A 24143-nucleotide genomic window follows, 5' to 3' on the forward strand; every position below is an offset into this window, starting at 1 on the left:
TGTGGCTCTAAAAAAGGGAATTTAGTGCTAAGACGTCTCTCCCTGATTCTTGACTAAGTTATTGCTTGGAAACAAAAAAGCCCACTGTTCGTGTGGGCTTTCTAACGTAATATTATGACTTAAGCATTCGCCATTTTTGGTTTTACTCTAAAAAATAGCGCGTAGTTCAATGGAATCACGACTAGCGTCAAAACAGTCGCAAATGTTAAACCAAACATAATTGTTACCGCCATGCTCTTGAAGAACGGATCAACAAGCAGTGGCGCAACACCAAGGATGGTTGTCGTTGCTCCCAGAATTACCGGACGAGCACGGCTCATTGCTGCATCAATAATGGCATCGTACTCTGACTTACCATTAGAAATTTCATTTTCAGCTTGATCAACCAACACAATTGCGTTTTTCACCATCATTCCGATAAGGCTTAAGAACCCTAATGTCGCCATAAATTCAAACGGTGTTTGGAACAGAACAAGCCCCACGGCAACACCTAAAACAGCAAGTGGCACCGTACACCATATAACGAGAGCCTGGCGAATACCGTTAAACATAAACACGACAGCCAACACCATCGCAGCGAACCCATATGGCGCTGAAGCTTTTAAGCCTTCATCCGCATCTTTTGCATCTTTATATTCACCATGCCATTCCAACTGATACCCAACCGGTAGCGGCATCGCTTCAATTTTCGCTTTGATAACCTCCAAAGCCTCAGAGGTTAAAACACCAGTTTGAGGGTCAGCCTGAGCCATAATCGTTGGCACTCGGTTAATGCGGCGCAACATAGAGTCTTGCCAGTCGAGCTCAACTTTCTCTACAAACTGTGATAGTTGCAAATAGCGGCCTGCAGTAGGACTAAACACTTGTGTATTTTCAATACTGCGATCATGGCTACGCTCATGTTCTGGTGAGCGAACAACGATTGGAATCAAATCATGACCTTCTCGATAAACGCTGACTTGCTTACCCACTAATGATTGCTCTAATGCTTGGTTTAATTCTTGAGTTGTTAATCCAAACTGTTGAGCTCGTTCTGAAGCATAAACAGGTCTTACAACCGGGACTTGCTGTCTCCAATCATCCTGAACTGCCACTAATTCGTGAGTTTCATTCATCAACTGCTTTGCTTGCTCCGCGAGCTGTCTTAAAACAACACTATCTGGTCCGCTAAAAGCTGCTTCTATTTTCTTACCGCCACCAGGACCCAATACAAACTTCCAAACATTGATAGAGGCTTGCTCATATTTATCATTCAATTCAACGTGTAGTTCTGCAATTAGAGGCTCAATAACACCAAAGTCATCAACATCAACCAGCATTTGCGCATAACTTGTATTTTGTGCTTCAGGCGAGTAAGTCAGCATAAATCGCAAACCACCTGAACCAATAAAGCTGGTTGTATTTGTTACGCCCTCTTTACTTTGCACATCACGCTCAATGTCCAACATCATTCTTTCAGTTGTGCGAATATCCGTACCTTGAGGCAAGAATACATCAATGACAAACTGCTCTCTTTGCGATTCAGGCATAAAGCCTGGCGGCACGTAGCTAAACATTTTCACACCTAAAACGAATACCACCACCACAATCGCAAGGCCTGTTTTCTGGTTACTCAGAACCCATTCCAATACTGATTTGTACCAGTTTGAAATTTTGCTCGGCGCCTTCTCCTTTTTGTTGGCCTGGATTTTTAAGAAGTCATGGCATAGCAATGGTGTTACCGTGATAGCGAGAACCCAGCTCAATAGCATTGAGTACAAGATTACCCAGAATAGCGAGCCAGCGTATTCACCCATATTTGACGGTGACAGGCCTATCGCACTGAATGCACAGATACCAACAATCGTTCCACCCAACAAAGGCCATTTCGTTTCATTAACAATGCTGTTGATGACGGCTTGTTTATCGGCTTTTGGATTCTTTTGTAGACGCGTAATCACACCATCAGTCACAACGATCGCATTGTCGACAAGCATACCTAGGGCAATAATCAATGCACCCAGAGAGATACGTTGCATTGCAATATCGTCTATCAGCATCACCACCAGCGTGCCCGCTACCGTAAGCGTAAGTACAAAGCCAATAACTACGCCAGTTCGGACTCCCATAAAGAGCAAGAGCACGACAAATACGATAACAACAGCGGCAATTAGGTTATTAATAAAATCAGAGACTGAATCTCGCACTGAGTCTGACTGAATTGAAATTTCATGCAGCTCAATACCATGGGGACGCTGACTTTCTAACTCAGCAATGCGAGCTTTTACTGCATCCCCCATCTGTACAACATTACCACCAGCAACATTCGAAATACCTAAACCAATCGCACGCTCACCGTTGTATCGCATCAGCACAGACGCTGGCTCTTCATAGCCACGTGTTACCGTCGCAATATCTTGCAAGCGCATGATGGTGTTGTTGTCACCCACTGCAATTTGCAACGACTTGAGCTGTTCAAACGAGCCAATGTTTGCGCGAGGCATAACCGATACTCGCATACCGTCACTGTCCAACGATCCTGCTACTGTGACTACATTTTGCTTTTCAAGCACTTGGTAAACTTGCTGTGCAGACACACCAAAGCTGGCTAAACGAGCGCTAGAGATCTCAACAAAAATCGTTTCTTGTTTTTCTGCTAGTGTCGCGGTCTTTGAAACTCCGGGTACAAGCGCCAACTCTCGCTTTAGCTTATCCACATAATCTTGAAGCTGTTTGTCAGTAAAACCGTCACCCGTCACTGCGTAAAACTGAGCGTAAACATCGCCAAAATCATCATTAACAATCGAAGGGGCGGCTCCAGGAGGCAATGAGCGTTGGGCATCTTCAATCTTTCTTCGCAGCTTGTCCCACACTTGCTGCAACTCAGCTTCAGTATTAGAAAACGCTCGCTTTATCTCAACCGTAACTTCTGACACACCCTGCTTGGATACAGAGGTCACTTCTAGGACTTCTTGTAGCGACTGCGCCGCACCTTCAATGACATCAGTCACTTCGTCCGCAACTTCTTGTGCGGTCGCACCCAGATAAGGTGTGACAATGACTGACTGTCGGATAACAAATTCTGGATCTTCAAATCGTCCAAGCTTTAGGTAACTGATGTAACCACCTATGAGCATCAATGCCACAATGACCCAAACACTGGTTCTTTTTGCAATTGTATATTGAGCGATGTTCATCTTAGTAAACCTCTACTGTCTTAGGGCGAACGACTAATCCTTCTTCTAGATTCTGTGTCCCTGATACAACGACTACTTCTCCTTTTCGCAAGCTAGAGGTAATTTCTACACGTTGGCCATTGAGAGTGCCTGTAAATACATTGCGTTTGTGTAGTCGGTTTTCATCATCCACTACCCAGACAAACTGGTTGCCCATATTATCTGGACTCACCGCTGTTAGAGGCACTTGAATCGACTGAGAGTCACTTTTCACTGTACTTGAGTAGACCTGAACATTCATGCCTGGTAATAACTGAGGTGTCTCGGCATTTTCAACATTAAAAGTAATCGCATAAGTTCCTGACACCGGATCTGGCTCGGTCTCAAACTTTTTCAGTGTCAGATTGTAAATCTGATACGGCGCCGTCGTTGCTTGAGCAAATACCTTTTCGGCAGTCGAATTGCGCATCATTACACTTTCAGGAACATGAATCACCGCCTCAAGTTCATTGAGATCATGTAGGGTAATAATCGTTTGATTGCTTTGAACTAATACATGATTATTCACAAATGTTCTACTCACAACACCTGAGAATGGTGCGATGAGGTTGGTATCATCTAAACGGCGAGAAGCCTCTTCAAAACGATTTTGAGCTAAGTGAAAACGTAGAGTTAATTCCTCAAACTGGCTTTTAGAAATAGATTGACGGCTTTCATATAGCTTTTTTGCACGTTGGTACTCTGCACGTGCATTATCACGTTCGATTCTCGCTGAAGTGTGGGCAATTTTAGCGTCTGCAGAATCTAACCTTGCCACTGTCTGACCTTGCTCTACGTAGTCACCTTCTTGAACTAACATATCTACTAAGCGGCCACCTGTTTTAAATGATAAATCCGCGCGACTTGCAGAGTGGATAGTGCCATTAAATGACAAATCTGCCACGTCAATATTGGATACAACTTCAACAAATACAGGACGAATAACAGGCTCTGAAATAGCAAGGGATTGATCGGATTTGCAACCAGTAAGAACGACCGTTAAAGACATCGCCAGCGCCAGCGCTGCTGGTCGAAATTTCTTTTCTGTTGAGGTTTTTGAGTATTTCACAATCATCTCCCGATGAGTTAATTAGTTATCCACGCGTGCTATTCACGCTATTCGTCCCTTTGACCGTTTTCCTTTGCTGAGCAGTGTACTTATGCGTACTGACTAACTCGACGGATAAGAGTTATTCATTTCTGAATAACTCCCTTTCGCTGTTAATGATTTGCTGCACAAATAAGAGCTCAACTCAGTTTCCTTTACCAAGTTAGCGTCCTGCTTAGTTGAGAGAGGCTCTCTAGCCCCAAATGCGGTGTACGACGGTAATAAGTGGTCATCAAGCAACTCATTGCTTCCACTGTTGTATATCACCGATGCAAGAGTCGAGATTAGATTTTTCAAAGACTGCATGTTCTACCCCTCTTAATAAACAGAGCTCGTTGGAATAAGAGAAGACTAAATGACAATCAAGGGTAGAAACTATGGTTTAGAGATATTCATATTTGGCATCAAGTTAAATTCAAAAATGAATACCTCCTATTCATTTTGCCAAGAGTCAAGTTACGTCAAACTGTTCATCACTATCTCAGCTGGAGTTCAATATGAAAGGTTACGTCTCTGCAATATTTTTATTTTTTGCTTACTGCATGTTCTTTTTTGGCATTGCGACTTCACTGTCCTAACTAATATTCCACACCTACAGGTTATAGACTGGTAAATTAAATATGCACGTTATTGAAATAGATGCGTTTATCTCATTTACTCTCGCCATCGTTCTGCTGTTTATTGGCAAATTTGCCACCATGCGATATGAAGTGCTACGGAAGTACAGCATTCCCGAACCCGTTATCGGCGGTTTCATTTGCGCCCTAATCGTCGCTATCCTATATTTCTTTTTTGATATAACGACTCAGTTTGATCTCGCTATTCGAGACACTTTATTGCTCTATTTCTTTGCGGGAATCGGGTTGAGTGCAAGTTTCAAAACGCTAGTTTCAGGCGGGAAACCTCTCCTTATTCTTACCCTACTTGCAATAATCTACATTGCTCTACAAAACGTAATTGGAGTAAGCGTTGCTTCTATGTTGGGTTTGGAGCCATTGCTTGGGTTGCTTGCGGGCTCAATTTCATTAATTGGAGGAGTCGGAACGACAATGGCTTGGTCTCCGACATTTGAAGAGATGGGAATTGATGGAGCCGCCGAAGTAGGGCTTGCTGCTAATACTTTAGGCTTGATTGCAGCGTGTTTGATTGGCGGACCTATTGCAAATTACCTAATAAAACGCCACAAACTCACCCCAAACCCTGATCATAATTTGGACATCGGTGTCTGCCACAATGAAACGACTAAATTGGATCACTTTGGCTATTTGTACGCATGGTTGATGCTAAATCTAAGCTTAATACTAGGTCACTTTGTCAATATAGGCTTTGAGGCTATCGGATTGCAGCTTCCTATGTTTGTCGCATGCTTAGTCGCGGGGATACTAATTGGTAACGGAAAATCATTGCTGTTAAGAAAAACTCAGAGTAAGAATGTACAACTCGGTCACGCCCTGATCTCTGATATTTGTTTGGGGATGTTTTTGACGATGGCCTTAATGGGACTACAATTTTGGCAATTACAAAGTACTCTCGGCTTCCTAGCAACCGTCATGTTCTTCCAAGTCACGATGTCTATTGCTTTTACCATCTGGGTTGTGTTTCGTTTTATGGGCAAAGATTATGAAGCCGCGGTTATCGGCTCCGGATTTGGTGGTATAACCTTAGGTTCAACAGCAACGGCAATCGTCAACATGACCGCAGTAACACAGCAACACGGTGCAGCCCACAAAGCCTTTATCATTGTGCCTTTGGTGTGTGGTTTCTTCATTGATATCGCAAACGCGCTAATCATTAACGCCTTCATAACCAGCGGGCTGTAAAACAAAGTAACAAGCTCAACATGGACAGGCAGAACTTAGAAACATCTAATAAAAAAAGGCTTAGCATCACGCTAAGCCTTATCATTTATTCTTGAATCACTCTAAGCCGTTGTTGCTTGGGGTTGGTATCGACCTGGTTTGTGGTTCATGGCCAAGATTAAGTTTGTCGCCACAGCGCCACCAATCGAAAGCAGGATCAGCGTAATATCAACGATAAATAGCGACATCACTACAATCGTACAATCTAACGCCATCTGTACTTTACCCGCTCGGATCCCGTAGCGATCTTGAAGGAACAGCGCAAGAATATTGAATCCACCTAGGCTCATCTTGTGACGGAAGATAACGAGCATGCCAATACCGATCATTCCCCCGCCTAGCAAAGCTGCGTAAAACGGGTCAATTCGAGCAATCTCAATCACGTGATGCAAATGGTCTACTGCAAACGAAACAATGGTGACCGCAATAAAGGTATTGAGCGTGAAGCGCCACCCCATACGAGCCACAGATAAAATGTAGAAAGGTAGATTTAACGCGAAAAAGATCTGACCAAAACTAAAGCTACTGACTTTAGTTAAGAAGATGGCTAGACCCGCAGTACCGCCAGTTAGAAGACCGACTTTATTGAAGAAGATAACGCCAAGAGAAACCAGCGCGCTACCTAAGATTAACGCGAGCATGTTCTCGCGTAGGCTATGTTCTTTATCCATTTTAGACTTCCTATCCCTTACGATTCACTAAAAGTTGATGTGAATCAAACACGCATAAGATGCGGATAATTGATAAAAATGTCGAGAAATGGGCCTAAATGCCTCAAGTTTGGAGTGTTAAGCGAATTTTACACTTGCTGATTAAGTGGCCAATAAAATCATCCGTTGATATAGCGATTACTTATTCTGCCAAACCAAATTAATCACGTTCTCTCTTTGTGTAAAACTTGAGCCTAAGCACTCACGTTGCACTTCTCCCTGATGGGTATCATTTTTCGAGTTGTACATCGCCTCATCGGCCAAACAAATGAGTGCGTCCTTGTTTTTGGTATCATCAGGGAAATGACTCACGCCAATGCTCGCTCCTACTTGCAGTGTGCGGTCGTGGAAAGTAATAGGCTGGCGTATCGCTTGCTCAATTTGAGCCACTTTGGCAGATACGATACTAAAGTCATTGAGCAGATCGAGACAGATAACAAACTCGTCACCGCCTAACCTGCCGACAAAGTCTGACTCTCTAACACATTCTGATAGACGGTTCGCTACTTGAATCAGGACAAAGTCGCCAGCATCGTGGCCATAAGTATCATTAATTTGTTTAAAGTCATCCAAATCAATAAACAACAGGGCCAGCTTACATTCGGTTCGATTGGCTTTGACAATCGCGCTCTCTAACTGCTTATCGAACGCGCGTCGATTGACTAAGTTGGTCAGTGGATCATGTTCAGATAAAAATATCAGCTGCTCTTGCTTGTGCTTTAATTGCTGCGTCTGGCGAAGGACTTCTTCTTCGAGCTCTTTCTTGGTAACGGTTGAGTGGCGTAATGAAACCGTCATTTGATTGAAGAAACTCGCAATCACTCTAAACTCGCTGTCCATTTTCACCGCTTCGACTTTGGTATCTAACTGGCCTTTTGCTAAACCCAAAATGGCGGTTTTCATCGCTTCTGCGCCCGACTTAAACCTAAACAAAATCAACCATGCGGTGACGCTGACTAAAATTGAACAGATGATCAACCAAGCCGCCGCCGTCGACATAACACTCTTAAGGTTCTCAGCGTTGCGGTTCAACACGGCCTGATGCACATAAGCGAGCTCCTCTGTCATATTCTGAACGAGCATGTTGTACCGCGAGTGAAGTAACCCTCTGGCGTTAATGTTCGAGTCTGATGCGCGCGTCACATCGCTGACCGCTGATGAGTTCAATCCTTTTTCTTGATGGATAAGGGTATGCAAACTTCTGTTCATACGTTGGATATTATCTAGCTGAATATTGCTATTTTTGTATGCCGTAAGTTTTGTATCTAGCTCAGCTTGAGCAAGTTCAACCTGCGTTAAACTCGGCTGATCGCCAAACTGCTTGAACACCCACAGTTGGCTTCTTAATAAGTCGACACACAGTTGCAGATCGATGATTTGGTCCAACTCCAGCTTAGTCGTATTTTGCTGGCTGTTAATCTTGGAAAATGAAATCACGATAAACAGAGTCAACATCATGGTTGTCGTCGATAAGATAAACATTTTCTTAAACAGTGAATCCAACATAATCTAATCTCTTTGTGCAATAAGCTGTTGGTAGGGATAGTTATAAAAAACCTCTCTGAAATCCGGAGGATCTGCCGAGACAAGTTCGCTTTCAATTGCCCACCGAGCTTGCAGTTGAAGGTTGGAAAGTAGCGAGTTACCTAACGACAAGCGGAATAGATAATCTTCCCAAGACCATTCGACTTGGTTATGCGGAATATCTAAACGCGACGCAATCATCTTCAGAGCTTCATCAGGGTTGGTGTTGATCCACTCTATTGCTATATCCAGCGCTTGCAATAGTCGCACTGGTTCATCACCAACAAACTCCAAATAGGGTGATCGAGAGATAAGGTTAAAAGAGAGTTGATAGATACCTTTTACACCGAGGTTAGTCACTTCAGCAACAGAGAGAAGATCGGCCTGAAAACCCATCGGTTCCCATGCAGAAATCGCTTCGACCCGATAAGACAATAACGCTGGGACTAACTCATGAGGCTGCAAATAGACTTTTTCGATCAGCTGTTTCTCAACATTATTGCTGATAAGTACGGAATCGAGATAAAACTCACTGGCGGTACCTTTGACCACCCCAACCTTTCGACCCGCTAAATCTTTCACTCCCCCTATTTTAAAAGGAACCAAGGTTAATAGCTTTAGGTCGTTGTCTGATTCAACAAAACTCGCGAGCAAGGAAAGATCATCTCTTTCGAAACTTTGAAACATCACCACAGATTCAGAGGCGGTTGCGTAGTCAACATTGCGCTCAATCATCAATTCAGTACAGGCAGCACCACTAGAACATGGGTAGAGAGTGACATCGAGATTGAACTCTTTAAATATCCCAAGCTGATCGGCAATAAGAAATGGAGATGACAAAGGCGTAAGCGACACGCCTATTTTGATCTGAGACGATGGCTGATACTGCGTTTTGTTATGCTTTGTTAATAAGCTCCAAGCCACCGCACACAACACAATGACAGAGACTAGAAGCACCAATTTTGGTTTTGTCACAACCGGCACGTTCTGTTCACCCCAACAATAAGAAACCTAGCACATATAAACTTAGACTATGGCTATACAAACTGGCATCAGAAACTCATTAATTTAGAGAAAGTTGATATATACACACTAAAAGTATGTACTTTGTCACATTTATTCGGTCAATTATTGAACGAGGCAGTACGTATATCAGCAGAGAACACCGCCTTTATACTGTCGATTGGCAACAGGATCTGCTCTAATAGTCGAATAACTTAATTGTCTTAAGAGTGATAGAGCATTGGAAGAAATCTATATTGCAGGCGGGTGTCTTTGGGGAGTACAAGAGTTCATCAAACATATTCCCGGAGTGATTGAGACTGAAGCAGGCCGAGCTAATGGACAAAGTGATACCACATCAGCGCCTTATGATGGTTACGCCGAATGTGTTCGTACTCAGTTTGATTCGAGCCTAGTGTCGGTCAGTCAATTGATGGACTGTCTGTTTGAGATCATTGACCCATACAGTGTTAACCAGCAAGGTGAAGATATTGGTGAGAAGTACCGCACAGGTATCTACAGCCAAGTGACAGCGCACCTTGAGCAAGCTCAGCACTATATCGATAGTAGACCAGATAGAGATAAGATCGCCGTCGAAGTTAGAGCACTCATCAACTATGTAAAGAGCGATGAAGAACATCAAGACCGCCTCACGCGCTGCCCTGATGATTACTGCCATATCCCAATTGACTTACTGCATAAGTATCGCCAACAAGACTAGCTTTACTGCTGTCCATATCAAGTCGATAGGCAACTGACCTATCGACCTTTGTCTTAACATCACTAAATCACCAAATCAGGCATGTTTTCGCTGTTTAATTAGCCAAGAATCCGTTAACTTGGAATCACCAATCTCAATAAACTCTTCCTTACGGTCAGCATGTTAGAACAAGTCGTCGGTATTCTTTTCCCAGTCTTTGCCTTAATTGCTGTCGGCTTTTCGGTCGGTCGTTGGTTGAAACCAGACTTTAAGCCAATCAACCGAATCAATATGGATGCGTTTACTCCCGCACTGGTGTTCTCATCACTCGTGGCAATGCCACTGGATACTGAGCAAGTACCTTTATTAAGTGCATCGATTGTCGCAGTGTTGGTTCCTGGGTTGGTGATGGTGCCATTATGCTATGCCATGAAGGTCAGATTTAAAGCTTGGGCGCCTTTACATATGTTCCGTAATAGCGGCAATTTGGCGATACCTCTGTTCACCTACACCTTTGGTGACACCGCCCTTGCTCCTGCGGTATTACTGTTTGTCGTTTCCGCCTGTCTTCATATCAGTATTGGACTTGCACTCCTTAGCGAAGGTAACCCAATTAAACAAATCGTCAGAATGCCAATTTTCCTTGCTGCTTCTGCCGCTTTGCTACTCAACCTATCAGGTATTGGAGTGTGGGCGCCACTTTATGAGGCAACCAGTTTATTAGGCCAAGCTGCGGTACCTGTGATGTTGCTATCTCTCGGCGCTCAAATGTGTAACATGCGTCTAAGCGGATTAAAAGTTGGCGTTGTCTCCACGATGCTTTCACTCTTCACCGGAGCGATCGCGTTTAGTGTTATCTACTTCTTTATTCCTCTGCCAACCATGCAACTGCAAATGATGGTGCTGTTTACCATGCTGCCACCCGCAGTGATGAACTATCTATTCGCGGAGCGTTTTCAAATTGAACCTACCAAAGTCGCCTCTATGGTGTTGTTTGGTAACTTCTTTAGCATCATTACGCTGCCGTTACTGCTTGGATTCGCCCTCTCCTTGTGACCACTCCTCAGGGTTAGTCAGCATGGTTTTGCCTTTAAAGGTTTCCGCACGAATATCTTGCGGGTTGTAGATGGCACAGGATTCCATCGACAAACAGCCACAACCTATACAGCCACCGAGATCTTCTTGTAATGCTTTCATCTGTTGAATACGATGCTCAAGCAATGCCTTCCAGCCGGAGGCCATCTGCTCCCACTCCTTTCTATTCGGCGCATGGTGCTTGGGTAAATAAGACAGCGAATCGACAATCTCTTCTAGGGTCAAACCAACCTCTTGCGCCGCTTTAATTACGGCTATACGCCTTAATACACTGCGATCATAACGCCGCTGATTGCCTTGGTTTCGCCAGCTGTGGATCAACCCTTTTTGCTCATAGAAGTGCAGTGCTGAGACCTTTACTCCCGCGCGTTTTGCGACTTCCCCGACGCTCATTTCCATTATCTACTCCAAAAAGTGTTCAAAAAGCACTTTACCTAAAGTTAACTTGAGGTTTTAGAGTAGCACCAAGTTGGCAGGTTAGATAAGGAATAATAATGATGCGACTCTCAAAACACAGAACTCTCCCATACCTTTCTGGACGCTTTTTTGATGGGATTTCCTCTGGCTTATTCATGATGGCACTACCTTGGATCATCTTAGCTGAGCCAAACATGGGCACTTTTGTTGCCATGACAGCGCTTGCCTGTACCGCGACTTCGTTTGTCTTAACTCCATTTTTCTCAACTTTGATCGACAGACACTCGCGTAAAACGTTATTAGTCGTGGTGCAAGGCATTCAATCGGCAACCGCTGCTGCCGTTTTGATCATCTATTACTTTTCATCCGGTTCGCCTTGGTTACTTGCCGCGGCTCAAATGGTTTTTTGGGTCACCAGTAACTTGGCTTGGTCAACTAACAATGCGTTCACGCAAGAGAACTATGATCAACATGAGTATGCCTCCATTTCAGGTAAGCAAGAGATAGTCATGCAAGCGACAACCCTAGGCGCGGGAGCATTGGGGGTGGTGCTTCTTCAGACGTGGGGGATGCTGGAATTTGCGGTTTTCGCTGCGGCGGCTTCGTTCATCGCCATGATAAGTTACATCGTCACGCCATATAGACAGCAACTTAGAGACAGTCTGTCCACACCGTTTCTCCAGCAACTGAAAGAGAGTAAGGATATCTTCGCCAAACAACCAAGTTTCTACGCCTTTCTTATGCTCTCTTGCCTCTCTTACCCAATTCTTACCTTCTTGGGTAAGCTGGTGCCAATCTGGTTTTCTGAGAACGACGTGTCAGGAGATTGGTACGCAGGCTATAACATTACCTTTGGCTTAGGTTCGCTGCTTACGGGTGTTTTCTTGGCTAAATTGTTGGCGTTGACGACACACAAAGCAACGATTCAATATTCAATGGCAGTCGTCGGTTTAACCTTGATAGGCATGAGTCTGTCGACACACCCAGGGTATATTCTTTTGTTCACACTATTCTTTGGATTCTTTAATGCACTTAACCGTATTGCGCGCACAAACTGGATGCACCACACCATTGATGTTGGTCAACGTGGCAGAGTTGAAGGTGGCCTAGCGATGTTTTCGACTTCAGTCCAAAGCCTGAGCTACGTTGTTATCGCGATACTGGCGCACTTTGATGCGACTCAGTATGGCTTTGCCATCGCTGCGCTCATCGTCATGATTGCAGTGGTCATAATGGCGCTACTCGGTCGCACGAGCGGGCAAAAACAGCTGGTTTATACGTAACAGACTTGAGAGAAAGAAGCCTGAACAGACTATGTTCAAGCTTCATGGATATTTCACCGGTTAGGAGAGCTTAAATCGCCCAACAATCGACGTGAGGGTGTGATTCATATCCGATATGGCTTGAGCCTCTTCTAGCGCTGTTTGACCATTGGCATCAAGCTCACCAACGATGTCATTAATCGCAGTCATGTTTCGGCTCAGTTCCTGAGTCACACTGCTTTGTTCTTCCGCCGCAGTCGCTATCTGTGTGCTGAGATCATTAATATCGGTGACAAAGTCGGTCATCACATCGAGACTGCTGGCAACCTCTCCGGCTCCCTCTGCGGTTTGCGCGCACTTCTCTTTGGTCGAGTCCATAGAATCAACAACCGACTGGCTGCCTTTTAATAAGCTCGCCAATGCGGCCTCAATTTCTTCGGTGCTAGCTTTAGTGCGGCTTGCAAGGTTACGAACTTCGTCCGCAACCACCGCAAAGCCTCGTCCTTGCTCACCCGCCCTTGCCGCTTCAATCGCCGCATTCAATGCAAGTAAGTTGGTTTGCTCCGCAATATCCCCTATCACCCCTAAGATGGTGTTAATACCATCTGTCTCAGAGGCCATACTGTTCACATTTTCAGACGCAACACCGACATCTTCTACCAGCTCATTTACGTTGTTCTGCGCTTGAGTTACGGTATCTTTTGACGCGTTACCGGCTTCACTCGCTTTATGCGTCAGTTGAGCAGTATTAGCGGCATCGGTTGCCATCGATTCGGCGGTAGAATTCATCTCTTCAATCGCAGTAACAACTTGTTCCGTCTCTTGAACGTGGTTTTGAAGGATCACGCTGTTTCTCTGGCTCTGATCTTTCATCCGATCGACATTCTCATTAAGGTGGTTTGTCACCTCCCGAATCTCAAGCATCATGGATTGAAGGTTAGCGATAAAGGCATTGACCCCTTCAGAAATCTGGCCAAGGTCATCGTGAGTTTTCACTTCTATACGTTGCGTTAAGTCTCCATTACCTTCGCTAAGCCCCATGACCGTCTCTTTCAATACAAGGATTGGGCGATAAAGTATGTTCATGATGATAAGAGCAAGAATGATGCTGATAACGGTCGCAATGATTGCCGTCGTTATTGCCGCTTGTTTGGCAGACGCGAGCGCCGAAAACGCGACGGCTTTTTCAATCCCTATAACAAAATACCAATTCTTATCGGCGACTTTGACTTGGTGAGAGAAAAACAGCTCATCCTTGTCACCTATCGCACCATCAAACACGGTATCAACATTACCAATCACTTGTTTTGCAACGGTATTTAGCCAATCGACACTGTCAGCTTTGGTACCCGCTTTTACCTCACTGAACGATGAGGCAAGCACGGTTGTATCGTGATTAAGGATTACCGCTACTGCCCCTGGTATCTCATTGGCATTTTTAGCAATGTCATTTAAGAAACCTAATTGCATGTCCGCTGAAATCATGCCACTCATAGTTTTTCGCACAATCGACACCCAATAAACATCGCCTTCACTGCCAAGGTAAGGCTCTGAAATCGCGGCGGAAGGACTTTGTCGACCGAGTTGATACCAACCTCTAGTCGTAACATCCCCTTCAAATTTGTGGTTAGGCCAAGTTTTAGCCGTCTGATTCCAGTAGGCATCACCATTAGTAAACGCAACCACTGAGCTATTTAAGTTCATTGCCTTAGAAAAAAGATGAGTCAGTTCAATGAAGTCTTCTTCAGTCCCGGTGATGGGTTTATTGTCAAAATGCTGACCTAACTTATCAAGGCCGTGCACCTTTTCGTTCAGTTGTGCCGCGATTTGTTCTGCTTCGCTTTTTACATACTCTTGATTGGTCTGAGTGATCAACTTAACCAGATTTGATTTCTGCTTTACGTATGCAATGTAGCTAGATGCCGATACCGAGACGACAACCAGCGCTACAATTGAGATCAATAGTAGTTTTCTAAATCCTAGGTTTCGCATGACCCAATTCCTTATTGTGAGCCCTATTTTCAGCAATTGTGGTTCGAAAGTTTGCTGTTAACTTTTATATCAGTAAGTGTGGCGTTTATATGGTAAAAATCCAGTCAGGTGCATGATTTGCTCAGGATGCCTATAAGAAAGAAAAACAACAGACACTAAAAAAGCGCTCCTTATTAGAGGGAGCGCTTAATATCATAAGGGATTGGTGATGGTGGTTTACAAACGAACAATGCCACCATTTACGGCTTAACTATAAATTAAACTCGACCATCGCGCTAAGCCTGCAGTTACTGAACCAAAGTAGTTACCACTGACAATCTCAGTATTTGGCAGGATATTTTTCACCGCACCGGTCAAAATTGGCGAACGCGCAGAGCCGCCGGTCATGTAAACCACATCTGGCTTAATACCGCTTTGGTCAATCGCTTCTTCAACCAAGGCCTGAATCTTAGCGGTTGGTATCGCAATCGCCTCTTCCATTTGAGACTTAAGAACTGGGATGGATACCGCTTCACTGAGAAGTTGAATGTTGGCTAGATAGCTTTCTTGTTCACCCAAAGCAATCTTAGTCTGCTCCGCTTCACGAATTACCGCATAACCCATAGTGCCTTGGTGAAGCTCCATCAAACGGCGCAGTTTGTCTGGCTGTTTAGCATCTTTGAGCATCAGTTTAAGCTGCTTCAAGTTGTCATGTGCATAGAACTTACGCTGCGCTTGAACGTCATTGATCGCGATCGGATTCCAAAACTGTGTGGTCGGGATCTCTAGTCCTGCTAAGGTCTGTGTGCCCATACCAAACTCAGACATAAAGCGTTTGAAAGCGGTAAAGATATCAAGATCGTTACCACCGACCATTTGCCCAGAGTGCGCTAAAAGTGAGTCACGACGGTCTAGCTTACCCGCCCAACTAGGCCCCATACGAAGAAACGAACAGTCAGTCGTACCACCACCAATGTCCACTACCAGCACGTTTTTGTCTTCGGTTAAAGACGCTTCATAGTCTAGACCGGCTGCAACAGGTTCAAATTGAAATTCAACATCTTTAAAACCTGCGCGATTTGCAGCGCGGCGCAAAATACCTTCCGCTTGGATGTTGGACTCTTCGCCTCCGCGGCCTAAGAAGTTAACAGGGCGACCAATTACGGCTTGGGTAACGTCTTGCTCTAACGCACGCTCGGTGTTGCGTTTGATGTTCGCCATCATCGCGCATACCAGATCCTCAAAAAATGACAGTTGAACATCACGCAGGCCCATCGCGCCTAAAAAGGACTTAGGCGATTTTACGTAATAGACATCTTTTGGGTCTTCAAGATAAAGATTCAGCGCTTCATGGCCAAATCTGACATCATCACTGCGAATATCAAGCCCTTCCTCATCATTGACTCGAATCGCACGTCTTAAGACATTCTCACCTACTGAATCTAACGGCTTAATATCTAAAACACGAAACAGATACTCAGAGACCGCTTCTGACGTTGGGGCGCAAAGCGTTGAAGGAATGTAGTAATCTTCCCCGACCAACGGGATTGACTTGACTTGTCCATTGACTAATTTAGCTACCGAACAGTTAGCTGTGCCATAATCAAAACCGATAGACATGTTATTGACCTCTCTTTTCTCGTTGACCTTATTTTGGGGTCGCATAGTAAAGCCTAGACAAGTAGATGGGTCAACCGCTTGCTCGCATTCTTTTTTAAATCGCTGATTTCCTTTAGAGTAATAGCGTTCAAAAGGAAATTGGGGATTGGCGGTGAATCTAAGACAACTCGAAGTGTTTTACGCAGTAATGAAATCAGGCACGGTTTCGGGTGCAGCAAAGCAATTGCACGTTTCACAACCCAATGTCACTCGGGTGCTATCACATACCGAGCTACAATTGGGCTTTGCCTTGTTTGAGCGCGTAAAAGGTCGCTTAATCCCCACTCAGGAAGCACAATTACTGTTACCTGAGGCGGAAAAGGTTTATCAGCAACTTGGCCAGTTTCGAAACTTGACCAACAAAATAAAAGCAGGCGAAAAACATTTGATGGTGGGTGCTCCGCCCATTTTGGCTGCAGGATTACTTGCACCACTGATCGCCAAAATTTGTCACGAGACTGACTATACCATTGAAGTTTCGACCGCTAACCGCGATGAGCTATGCGATGCTCTACTTAAAAACAAGCTCGACCTTGCCATCGGCTTTGGCGATGAAGCCCCGGCGTCTATTGCCCAGCAAACCCTATTGGACACCGAGCTTGAGGTACTAACGCCGCTATCGAGTCCACTGAATGGCCCGTTAACATTGAGCGACCTTCTAGAATCACAAACCACCTTAATCGGCCTAGACACCCGCGATCCACTTGGCTTGTACCTTCATCAAGCTATCCATGCTCTAGATCCTAGTTATCATTCAAAAGTCACGATGCGAAACTATAGCGCCGCAGCAGAGTTGGTCGTTGTAGGTGCTGGGAATGCGATTGTTGACCCATGGACGGCGAACCAATACCAACACAAGGTGAATCGACATCGACTAGAGCCAACCATTAATGTCTCAGTCTCTTTGCTGCATGCCGAACATCGGCCACTTAGCATCGCCGCGAAATGGTTTGTTGACCAACTTACTCAAGCCATAACCTAACGTTATACTATACAAACATATAAGCATTCGTCGCAGTTTTTAGCGCAGAGTAGGATATCTAAAACCACCTATTTTGTAACAAGGATGCTTATGTCGATTGCTCAACCCTATCTACTTTTTCTTGGCGATGTCACTGACCCTATTTCAGCAAAAACGGCGCGAGGAATAGCGCTTTGGCGACCTGATAGCTGTATTGGTCAGCTTAGACTCACAGACGAAACTGTCTCGCTTAGGCTCAAAGACTTAAGCCTACAGCAAGCGCAAGACTTAGGCGCAAAGACCTTAGTGATTGGCACAGCGAATGCTGGAGGCGTCATTCCTGAAACTTGGCGTAATACCCTTATCGAAGCTGCTAAAATGGGCTTTGAGATCGCTTCGGGAATGCATACTCGCTTAAGCGATATTCCTGAGCTCGCCGAACTCGCGGAGGCAGGAGTGACCCGTTTACATGATGTTCGCCATTATGATGCGCCTTTGGCTGTCGGTAATGGAAAGCCACGCCAAGGAAAAAGAATCCTGACCGTTGGTACAGACTGCTCCGTTGGGAAGATGTTTACTGCTCTAGCGTTAGAGAAAGCGATGCAGTCCAACAGAGTGGACGCTCGATTCAAAGCGACCGGACAAACTGGGATATTGATCGAAGGCAGTGGTATTTCCATTGATGCTGTAGTAGCCGATTTCATTTCAGGCGCTACGGAAGCGATCAGCCCAAGTTTCGATGACCATGAGTGGGATATCATCGAAGGGCAAGGTTCCTTGTTTAATCCTTCTTTTGCTGGCGTCAGCTTAGGTTTATTGCACGGCGCTCAAGCAGATGCTCTGGTTTTATGCCATGAATTGAACCGTGCTCATATACGTCACCTGCCGCACTGTAAGGTGCCATCGATTTCCGCTAGCATCGAAGCCAATCTAAATGCAGCACGTTTAACCAATCCAAACGTCAAGCTCGCCGGGATCAGCCTTAATACCTCTGCAATCGATAAGGAAGAGGCTCAGGCTTTATGTGCAGATTGGCAGGAAAAATACCAAGTCCCAGTGACTGATCCCGTTCGTTTTGGTATTCAATCCATCGCGGATGCACTGTCATCTTACTAAGGAAAGTTCATGCAAATACAGGCTCACTCTCACTCAATCAAGCTCGCCACGCCTTTTGTCATTTCTCGCGGTGCACGCACACATTGCCATGTTGTGCGAGTGACAATCCAACATAACCAGTGGCAAGCGGTTGGAGAGTGTACCCCTTACGCACGATATGGTGAAAGTGTTGAGTCTGTCATGGAGCAAATTTCTAGCTGGAGCCCCGAGCTTGAACATATGTCGCCTTTCCAAGCAAAGCAGCAGTTACAAATGATGCCTGCTGGCGCTGCTCGAAATGCGGTAGATTGCGCTCTATGGCAGCTTATCGGACAAATGGAGGGGAGCCGCTTTCCTGCCCCTTATTTTGATATTTCACCAACGATTGAAACGGCGATGACAGTGTCAATTGGTGACGTAGAGTCAATGGCTAAACAAGCTAGAGATTACGCAGAACAAGGTGCTACCCTGCTAAAAGTTAAGCTGGATGCAGAGCAAGTGATTGAGAAAGTCGCGGCGGTGCGTCAAGCCGCGCCAAAATGCAAAATCATTCTTGATGCCAATGAAGCTTGGTCAGAGTTAGATCTTGATGAGCTATTTACGATGCTCACGCAATACGATATTGCCATGATCGAGCAACCACTTCCTTCAAATAACGACGCTAGGTTAGCCGACGTCACGCACCCTATTCCATTATGCGCCGATGAAAGCTGCCACACAGCAGAACACCTTTCCGAGCTGATTGGACGTTATGAAATGATCAATATAAAGCTTGATAAAACAGGGGGGCTCACCGAGGCACTTGAGCTAGAAAGCAGAGCAAGAGCGCTAGGGTTCTCGGTTATGGTGGGATGTATGCTTGGTTCATCTTTGGCAATGAAGGCGGCCCTACCTATCGCGACCAGAGCAGAAATCGTCGACTTAGATGGGCCAGTGTTGCTCGGCCAAGACGTAGAAAATGGTCTCACATACTTGAACGGTACTTTACGCTTATAATCACTCCCAACAAAAAATAAAGGCAGCCTATCGCTGCCTTTATTTGTTTTATTAATTAAGCCTTATCCATCAAAAGACATTCCAATTTGGCTGAGTTTGGTTTTGAATTCATCAACGCTAGACGCTTCGTATGTTGGTGAGCCGTTAAAGTAGCGTGGTTTCTCAGGCAACATGGCATTTTTGAGTGCTTTCTCTTGGTCGATATCATCATGATAAACAGTGACTCGATTGGGAATATCCTGCTGGAATTTCGCCATTATGTTCTCCTTTTCAGCTGACGTTGTACCACTTTAAGCTTAGGAAGAGGTCGGCTGCTGTCAAAGTTAACTTTGGGAGCAAAAAAACCAACAGCCTAGTAAATAATGACTTGAAATCAGATAGTTATAAGAAAAAACCATCAATAACACTGCTCACAGAGATTGTAATTCTGTGAGCCTTTCCCCAGTAGAATTGGTAACGTCACTCTAGTTTGCAGACAAAAATGCAGGAATGATGTATTCCTTCATCATCTCATGATTTGGTGTAGGGCCAGAAAAGTGATTGGCTGTTCTCGCCACCACAAGGTTGAGCTCATCAACAATCGCCACCACTTGACCACCATAACCAAGTCCATAAGTAATCGGATAAACAGTGCCATCGATAAAGGCATCACTCGTCCACCAGTAGTAGCCGTAACTGTGCGGCCCTACGCCAGTTGAAACATACCCTTTAACCGATTGTTCTATCCATTGCTGTGAGACAATCCGCTTGCCATGCCATTGACCTTTCTGTGCGACTAACTGGCCGAGCTTAAGCATGTCTCTCGGACGTAAATAAGCGCCACCAGCAGCGTTACTGACCTCGCCATTTTGCTTCATTAAGTACGCGCTTTGCAGACAGAGCTTATTCAAGCCTTCTTCACGTAGCACACCGGAAAGATTGTCATGGCCGCTCTTGTCAGCAACGACCTGACCAACCACCGTCACCAAACCACCATTGTAGCGGAACTGCTCACCCGGCTTGCTAATCAGCTCTCTATCTAGAATAAAATCGATTGGTTTAATACTCGCGATTTCTTGCTGACGGACATTGTTCGGGTCTTCATAAGGAATGTTCCACTCATCCCAATCAAGACCTGCTGACATAGTTAAGAAATGGTGCATGGATAACTGCGCCTTGTCCCCTTTTAGTAGTGCGCTGTAATTTGGCATTAGCTCGGCCATTTTGGCCTCTGAACCTGAGATCAATTCATCTTGAATGGCGGCTCCCAATGCCAACGATGTTAGGCTTTTGGTAATCGACTGGATCATATGGGGGAATTCTGGCTGCCAACCATTAAAATACTCTTCGACAACCAACTTGCCATCTTTAGCGATCAAAAGGCTATTGGTGTCAGAATACTTAGAACCTTGTTGCTGCGAAGCCTCAATAAGCCCCTTGATCAAAGAACGGTCAAAAGCGACTTTGGTTGCACGTTTCCAGTCATTATGTGGGCAAGTTTGCGATGAGCTAATCGAGTCCCAAAAAGCATCATCAAACAGCGTCGCAATACGCTCCTCGTCAGGCAAATCCTTAATTCGACCAAAAGTCATGCTGAAGCTGTTGTAGTTTAGCTTGCCTGATTGGTATTCCCCTGAATCGAGATGGTAGAAGTTACCACTTAAGCCGAGTTCCGGGTTAACTGCTTTAAACTCCGCGTTGTCGTTCACAACAATAGGAACGACTCCCCACATACTGTAGAGGTACTGCTGGTCACCTTGCTCGTAGAAATAGACATTCTGTGCATCTGAGACGCCTGCTTCATAGGTTCCATGATGAGCATCATCAGGCGCAGCGAATAAAGGATGGGCAAACAACACACTAAAACCAGTGACAGCGATGGCTTTTATGTGACGAGTAATACGACATTTAGCTGTAAGCATAAGCCTAACTCCATTTTGAAATCACTTCGCTCACACTCTATAAAATCCAACATAAATACAATAGGTTAGAAATCGTGATTGCGACAAAGACCTCACTATGTATAGGGTATAAACCTATCTTTCTTAAATCTAAAACAGAGTAATTGAACTGGAAGCAAATATGCCATTAAGCTCACACTTTCAAACACTACGCCCCAAATTAAGCAGCTAGGGATGAGTTAACCTTGTAGCGATTAAACTAGCCTAAATAAACCGACTTTATTAGCGCTAACCTTGATGAAAAAGCACAATATCTATCAAGTCTTCACCCGACTCTTTGGCAATAAAAAACAAGTCAATTTACCTTGGGGCACCCTAGAGGAAAATGGCGTTGGCAAATTCAGTGACTTCACCGACACGGCATTAGATGAAATACACAAACTCGGTATCACTCACATTTGGTATACCGGTGTCCCTCATCACGCTTTAATTAATGACTATTCAAAGTATGGCATTAGCCAAGATCACCCGAGTATTGTCAAAGGGCGTGCAGGATCTCCATACGCGGTCAAAGACTATTACTCCGTCAATCCAGACTTGGCCGATGACCCAGCGAATAGACATCATGAGTTTGCTGAGCTCATTAAACGCACCCATAACGCCGGAATGAAAGTGATCATCGATATTGTGCCCAACCATATCGCTCGTGTTTATCAAGGTTTAAATAATCCAATCGGTGTCGACGATTTTGGCGCTGGTGACAATACCGAGGTTGAATATCACCGTGACAATAACTTTTACTACATCCCGCAGCAGGCATTTGAGCTTCCCGATGCACTAACGCAGTTTCCGCCGCTTGGTGGGGAACAGCACCCTCTGCTGAAGGAGCCTTACCTTGAATCCCCGGCGAAATGGACGGGCAATGGCTCTCGACTCGCGAAACCGAACCATGATGATTGGTATGAGACCGTTAAGGTCAACTACGGCATTAAGCCTGATGGCACCAAAGACTTTGATACCTTGCCGGATGAGTTTCGAACTTTACCTTCGCAGCAGCACCACCAGTTCTGGTTAAATAAATCGGTACCCGATTCATGGCGCAAGTTTCGCGACATCACTCTCTATTGGCTAGAACAAGGGGTTGATGGATTTCGCTATGACATGGCGGAGATGGTGCCCGTTGAGTTTTGGAGCTACCTAAACGCATCCATCAAGTATCACAACCCTGACGCGTTATTAATGGCAGAGGTATACCAACCCGAGCTCTATCGTGACTATATCCAGCTTGGCAAAATGGATTACCTCTACGATAAGGTCGATCTTTACGACACCTTAAAAGCCATTATTCGCGGCCAAGCATCCACCGCAGAGATTGGCCGAATTGAATATCAACTGCGCGATATTGAGCATCACATGCTGCATTTTTTAGATAATCATGACGAGCAAAGACTCGCTTGCTCTGAGTTTGCCGGCAGCGGCGAAAACGGTAAGCCCGCAATGTTGATTTCAGCATGCTTATCTTCTGCCCCAACGATGATCTACTTCGGTCAAGAAGTGGGAGAAAAGGCGGAAGAAAATGCAGGCTTTGGGCTTCCAACGCGCACATCCATTTTTGATTACATCGGCGTACCCGCTCATCAGAGATGGATGAACGATGGGGCTTTCGATGGCGGTCTGTTAAGCCAAAGTGAAAAACAGCTAAGAGAGTACTATCAAACGCTGCTTAACCTAGCGTTAAACCATTCAGCGTTGACTGGGGAATATCATGATTTGTATGCGGCTAACTATGATAACTTCGGTCATATGCAGGACAAACTGTATGCCTTTGCACGCTCAGATAGCCATCAAGCACTCGTTATTGCCACTAACTTTAGCGGCAATCAAGCATGCGAAATCGAATTGATTCTACCAAAAGAACTTATCGCTCATTGGCTGTTAAACGATGGCGACTACACCTTGCGTGATAAACTCAACCAATGCAATCACCAACTTGTCGTTAAGGCGGGAGAAGGACGAATTGCATTGCGCTTTACACCACTGGCAACCCTATTTCTTTGCCTGCCTCTCCCTGCTTAATGACAGCCGTTAAAGCATGGTTTCAATCTGCTCAAGTGTCGCTTGGGCAGATTGATAATCTATTGGTAACCCGACGATGCCAGACTCAGTTTGCAGAAACAGCGAGGGAAAGCTATTCCCACCAATACTGCGCGCAAAGCGCAGCTCTTGAGCAAATGCATGATTGAGTTCGGGTGAACGATAGTCTTGTTCAAACTGCGTGGCATCTAAGCCGATTTCTTTCGCCACTGAGATAAGCACATCACTATCACTTGGGTTTCTCGCCTCTAGGTAGTAGGCCGCCTGAATCGCCTCAACCATTTGCTGCTCTGCATTTTGCTTGCGGGCTGCCAATGCCGCACGGCAAGAAGGATACGTCGAACGCCTAGGCGTGCATTGGGTCCAGAAATCGTAGTTAAATTCGGTACCAAGGTAGTTTTCAATCTTTTTCCAATAAGAAGCGATCTGCTGTTTCATGGCTTCAGGCATCGGCTCATCTGAGTCTGGTGCTAAACCGCCCACCACATATTGCACTGCTAATTTATCTTGCAGCGCAGCCATGATCTGCGTCCAAACGGGTTTATACCCCCAGCACCAAGAACACATAGGGTCATAGACGTAGTAGAGTTTATTGGCCTGATTCATGAGTTTTTTC

19 protein-coding genes are annotated in these 24143 nt (G+C 45.1%); 8 read left to right on the top strand and 11 right to left on the bottom strand.

Going from position 1 to position 24143, the window contains the following annotated elements; translation table 11 throughout:
- Nucleotides 1-119 precede the first annotated feature (119 nt).
- The gene (locus ACHUFZ_RS17610; protein WP_394128162.1) at nt 120-3176 is read right to left on the bottom strand and encodes an efflux RND transporter permease subunit; all 3057 of its coding nucleotides are present in this window, start codon (nt 3174-3176) and stop codon (nt 120-122) included.
- Between the two features lies 1 nt (nt 3177).
- Nucleotides 3178-4263: an efflux RND transporter periplasmic adaptor subunit gene (locus ACHUFZ_RS17615; RefSeq protein WP_394128163.1), complete on the bottom strand. Its 1086-nt coding sequence runs from the start codon at nt 4261-4263 to the stop codon at nt 3178-3180.
- A 659-nt stretch (nt 4264-4922) separates the two neighbouring features.
- Here ACHUFZ_RS17615 and gltS point away from each other — a divergent pair.
- A complete protein-coding gene (gene gltS / locus ACHUFZ_RS17620; protein WP_394128164.1) occupies nt 4923-6122 on the top strand; it encodes a sodium/glutamate symporter in 1200 nt (399 codons plus the stop codon).
- Nucleotides 6123-6223: 101 nt separating this feature from the next.
- Here the strand turns inward: gltS and ACHUFZ_RS17625 are convergent, their stop codons facing one another.
- The 3 genes from ACHUFZ_RS17625 to ACHUFZ_RS17635 form a co-directional block, all read right to left on the bottom strand.
- Complete coding sequence (locus tag ACHUFZ_RS17625) at nt 6224-6832, bottom strand: YitT family protein (protein ID WP_394128165.1); 609 nt, start codon at nt 6830-6832, stop codon at nt 6224-6226.
- A gap of 177 nt (nt 6833-7009) precedes the next feature.
- Nucleotides 7010-8377 (bottom strand): diguanylate cyclase domain-containing protein, encoded by a 1368-nt coding sequence (locus tag ACHUFZ_RS17630; RefSeq protein WP_394128166.1) that lies wholly within the window; start codon nt 8375-8377, stop codon nt 7010-7012.
- Nucleotides 8378-8380: 3 nt separating this feature from the next.
- On the bottom strand, nt 8381-9379 hold the full coding sequence (locus tag ACHUFZ_RS17635) for an ABC transporter substrate-binding protein (protein WP_394128167.1): 999 nt from the start codon (nt 9377-9379) through the stop codon (nt 8381-8383).
- A gap of 259 nt (nt 9380-9638) precedes the next feature.
- Between ACHUFZ_RS17635 and ACHUFZ_RS17640 the strand changes: the two genes are divergently transcribed.
- A complete protein-coding gene (locus tag ACHUFZ_RS17640; RefSeq protein ID WP_394128168.1) occupies nt 9639-10118 on the top strand; it encodes a peptide-methionine (S)-S-oxide reductase in 480 nt (159 codons plus the stop codon).
- A gap of 159 nt (nt 10119-10277) precedes the next feature.
- A complete protein-coding gene (locus tag ACHUFZ_RS17645) occupies nt 10278-11153 on the top strand; it encodes an AEC family transporter (protein WP_394128169.1) in 876 nt (291 codons plus the stop codon).
- Here the strand turns inward: ACHUFZ_RS17645 and soxR are convergent.
- A complete protein-coding gene (gene soxR, locus ACHUFZ_RS17650) occupies nt 11124-11591 on the bottom strand; it encodes a redox-sensitive transcriptional activator SoxR (protein ID WP_394128170.1) in 468 nt (155 codons plus the stop codon). The genes ACHUFZ_RS17645 and soxR overlap by 30 nt on opposite strands.
- A 95-nt stretch (nt 11592-11686) precedes the next feature.
- Between soxR and ACHUFZ_RS17655 the strand changes: the two genes are divergently transcribed.
- Nucleotides 11687-12892: an MFS transporter gene (locus tag ACHUFZ_RS17655; protein ID WP_394128171.1), complete on the top strand. Its 1206-nt coding sequence runs from the start codon at nt 11687-11689 to the stop codon at nt 12890-12892.
- 60 nt (nt 12893-12952) lie between these two features.
- Here ACHUFZ_RS17655 and ACHUFZ_RS17660 read toward each other — a convergent pair whose 3' ends face one another.
- Nucleotides 12953-14863: a methyl-accepting chemotaxis protein gene (locus ACHUFZ_RS17660; protein WP_394128172.1), complete on the bottom strand. Its 1911-nt coding sequence runs from the start codon at nt 14861-14863 to the stop codon at nt 12953-12955.
- Between the two features lie 246 nt (nt 14864-15109).
- On the bottom strand, nt 15110-16462 hold the full coding sequence (gene yegD / locus ACHUFZ_RS17665) for a molecular chaperone (protein ID WP_394128173.1): 1353 nt from the start codon (nt 16460-16462) through the stop codon (nt 15110-15112).
- A 151-nt stretch (nt 16463-16613) separates the two neighbouring features.
- Here yegD and ACHUFZ_RS17670 point away from each other — a divergent pair, with 151 nt between their 5' ends.
- The 3 genes from ACHUFZ_RS17670 (at nt 16614) to dgcA (ending at nt 19553) form a co-directional block, all read left to right on the top strand.
- Nucleotides 16614-17483 (top strand): LysR family transcriptional regulator, encoded by an 870-nt coding sequence (locus tag ACHUFZ_RS17670; RefSeq protein WP_394128174.1) that lies wholly within the window; start codon nt 16614-16616, stop codon nt 17481-17483.
- Nucleotides 17484-17573: 90 nt separating this feature from the next.
- Nucleotides 17574-18578, top strand: a complete 1005-nt coding sequence (gene dgcN, locus ACHUFZ_RS17675) for an N-acetyltransferase DgcN (RefSeq protein WP_394128175.1) — start codon at nt 17574-17576, stop codon at nt 18576-18578.
- A 9-nt stretch (nt 18579-18587) separates the two neighbouring features.
- Nucleotides 18588-19553, top strand: coding sequence for an N-acetyl-D-Glu racemase DgcA (gene dgcA, locus ACHUFZ_RS17680; protein WP_394128176.1), 966 nt, complete (start codon nt 18588-18590; stop codon nt 19551-19553).
- A gap of 62 nt (nt 19554-19615) precedes the next feature.
- On the opposite strand, the gene ACHUFZ_RS17685 is transcribed toward dgcA, so the two are convergent.
- A complete protein-coding gene (locus tag ACHUFZ_RS17685; RefSeq protein WP_004412124.1) occupies nt 19616-19810 on the bottom strand; it encodes a hypothetical protein in 195 nt (64 codons plus the stop codon).
- Between the two features lie 207 nt (nt 19811-20017).
- Complete coding sequence (locus ACHUFZ_RS17690) at nt 20018-21454, bottom strand: serine hydrolase domain-containing protein (protein ID WP_394128177.1); 1437 nt, start codon at nt 21452-21454, stop codon at nt 20018-20020.
- Nucleotides 21455-21730: 276 nt separating this feature from the next.
- Between ACHUFZ_RS17690 and ACHUFZ_RS17695 the strand changes: the two genes are divergently transcribed.
- Nucleotides 21731-23509, top strand: coding sequence for an alpha-amylase family glycosyl hydrolase (locus ACHUFZ_RS17695; RefSeq protein WP_394128178.1), 1779 nt, complete (start codon nt 21731-21733; stop codon nt 23507-23509).
- A 9-nt stretch (nt 23510-23518) separates the two neighbouring features.
- On the opposite strand, the gene ACHUFZ_RS17700 is transcribed toward ACHUFZ_RS17695, so the two are convergent.
- Nucleotides 23519-24133, bottom strand: a complete 615-nt coding sequence (locus tag ACHUFZ_RS17700; protein ID WP_394128179.1) for a DsbA family protein — start codon at nt 24131-24133, stop codon at nt 23519-23521.
- Nucleotides 24134-24143 lie beyond the last annotated feature (10 nt).

This window comes from Vibrio hepatarius (genome assembly GCF_043642085.1).
Taxonomy (GTDB): domain Bacteria; phylum Pseudomonadota; class Gammaproteobacteria; order Enterobacterales; family Vibrionaceae; genus Vibrio; species Vibrio hepatarius_C.

Coding starts and splice junctions, on each gene's coding strand:
- ACHUFZ_RS17700 (WP_394128179.1), bottom strand. CDS start 24,133: ATGAATCAGGCCAATAAACTCTACTACGTCTATGACCCTATGTGTTCT.
- ACHUFZ_RS17630 (WP_394128166.1), bottom strand. CDS start 8,377: ATGTTGGATTCACTGTTTAAGAAAATGTTTATCTTATCGACGACAACC.
- dgcA (WP_394128176.1), top strand. CDS start 18,588: ATGCAAATACAGGCTCACTCTCACTCAATCAAGCTCGCCACGCCTTTT.
- ACHUFZ_RS17655 (WP_394128171.1), top strand. CDS start 11,687: ATGATGCGACTCTCAAAACACAGAACTCTCCCATACCTTTCTGGACGC.
- gltS (WP_394128164.1), top strand. CDS start 4,923: ATGCACGTTATTGAAATAGATGCGTTTATCTCATTTACTCTCGCCATC.
- ACHUFZ_RS17685 (WP_004412124.1), bottom strand. CDS start 19,810: ATGGCGAAATTCCAGCAGGATATTCCCAATCGAGTCACTGTTTATCAT.
- ACHUFZ_RS17625 (WP_394128165.1), bottom strand. CDS start 6,832: ATGGATAAAGAACATAGCCTACGCGAGAACATGCTCGCGTTAATCTTA.
- yegD (WP_394128173.1), bottom strand. CDS start 16,462: ATGTCTATCGGTTTTGATTATGGCACAGCTAACTGTTCGGTAGCTAAA.
- ACHUFZ_RS17695 (WP_394128178.1), top strand. CDS start 21,731: ATGAAAAAGCACAATATCTATCAAGTCTTCACCCGACTCTTTGGCAAT.
- dgcN (WP_394128175.1), top strand. CDS start 17,574: ATGTCGATTGCTCAACCCTATCTACTTTTTCTTGGCGATGTCACTGAC.
- ACHUFZ_RS17610 (WP_394128162.1), bottom strand. CDS start 3,176: ATGAACATCGCTCAATATACAATTGCAAAAAGAACCAGTGTTTGGGTC.
- ACHUFZ_RS17660 (WP_394128172.1), bottom strand. CDS start 14,863: ATGCGAAACCTAGGATTTAGAAAACTACTATTGATCTCAATTGTAGCG.
- ACHUFZ_RS17690 (WP_394128177.1), bottom strand. CDS start 21,454: ATGCTTACAGCTAAATGTCGTATTACTCGTCACATAAAAGCCATCGCT.
- soxR (WP_394128170.1), bottom strand. CDS start 11,591: ATGGAAATGAGCGTCGGGGAAGTCGCAAAACGCGCGGGAGTAAAGGTC.
- ACHUFZ_RS17645 (WP_394128169.1), top strand. CDS start 10,278: ATGTTAGAACAAGTCGTCGGTATTCTTTTCCCAGTCTTTGCCTTAATT.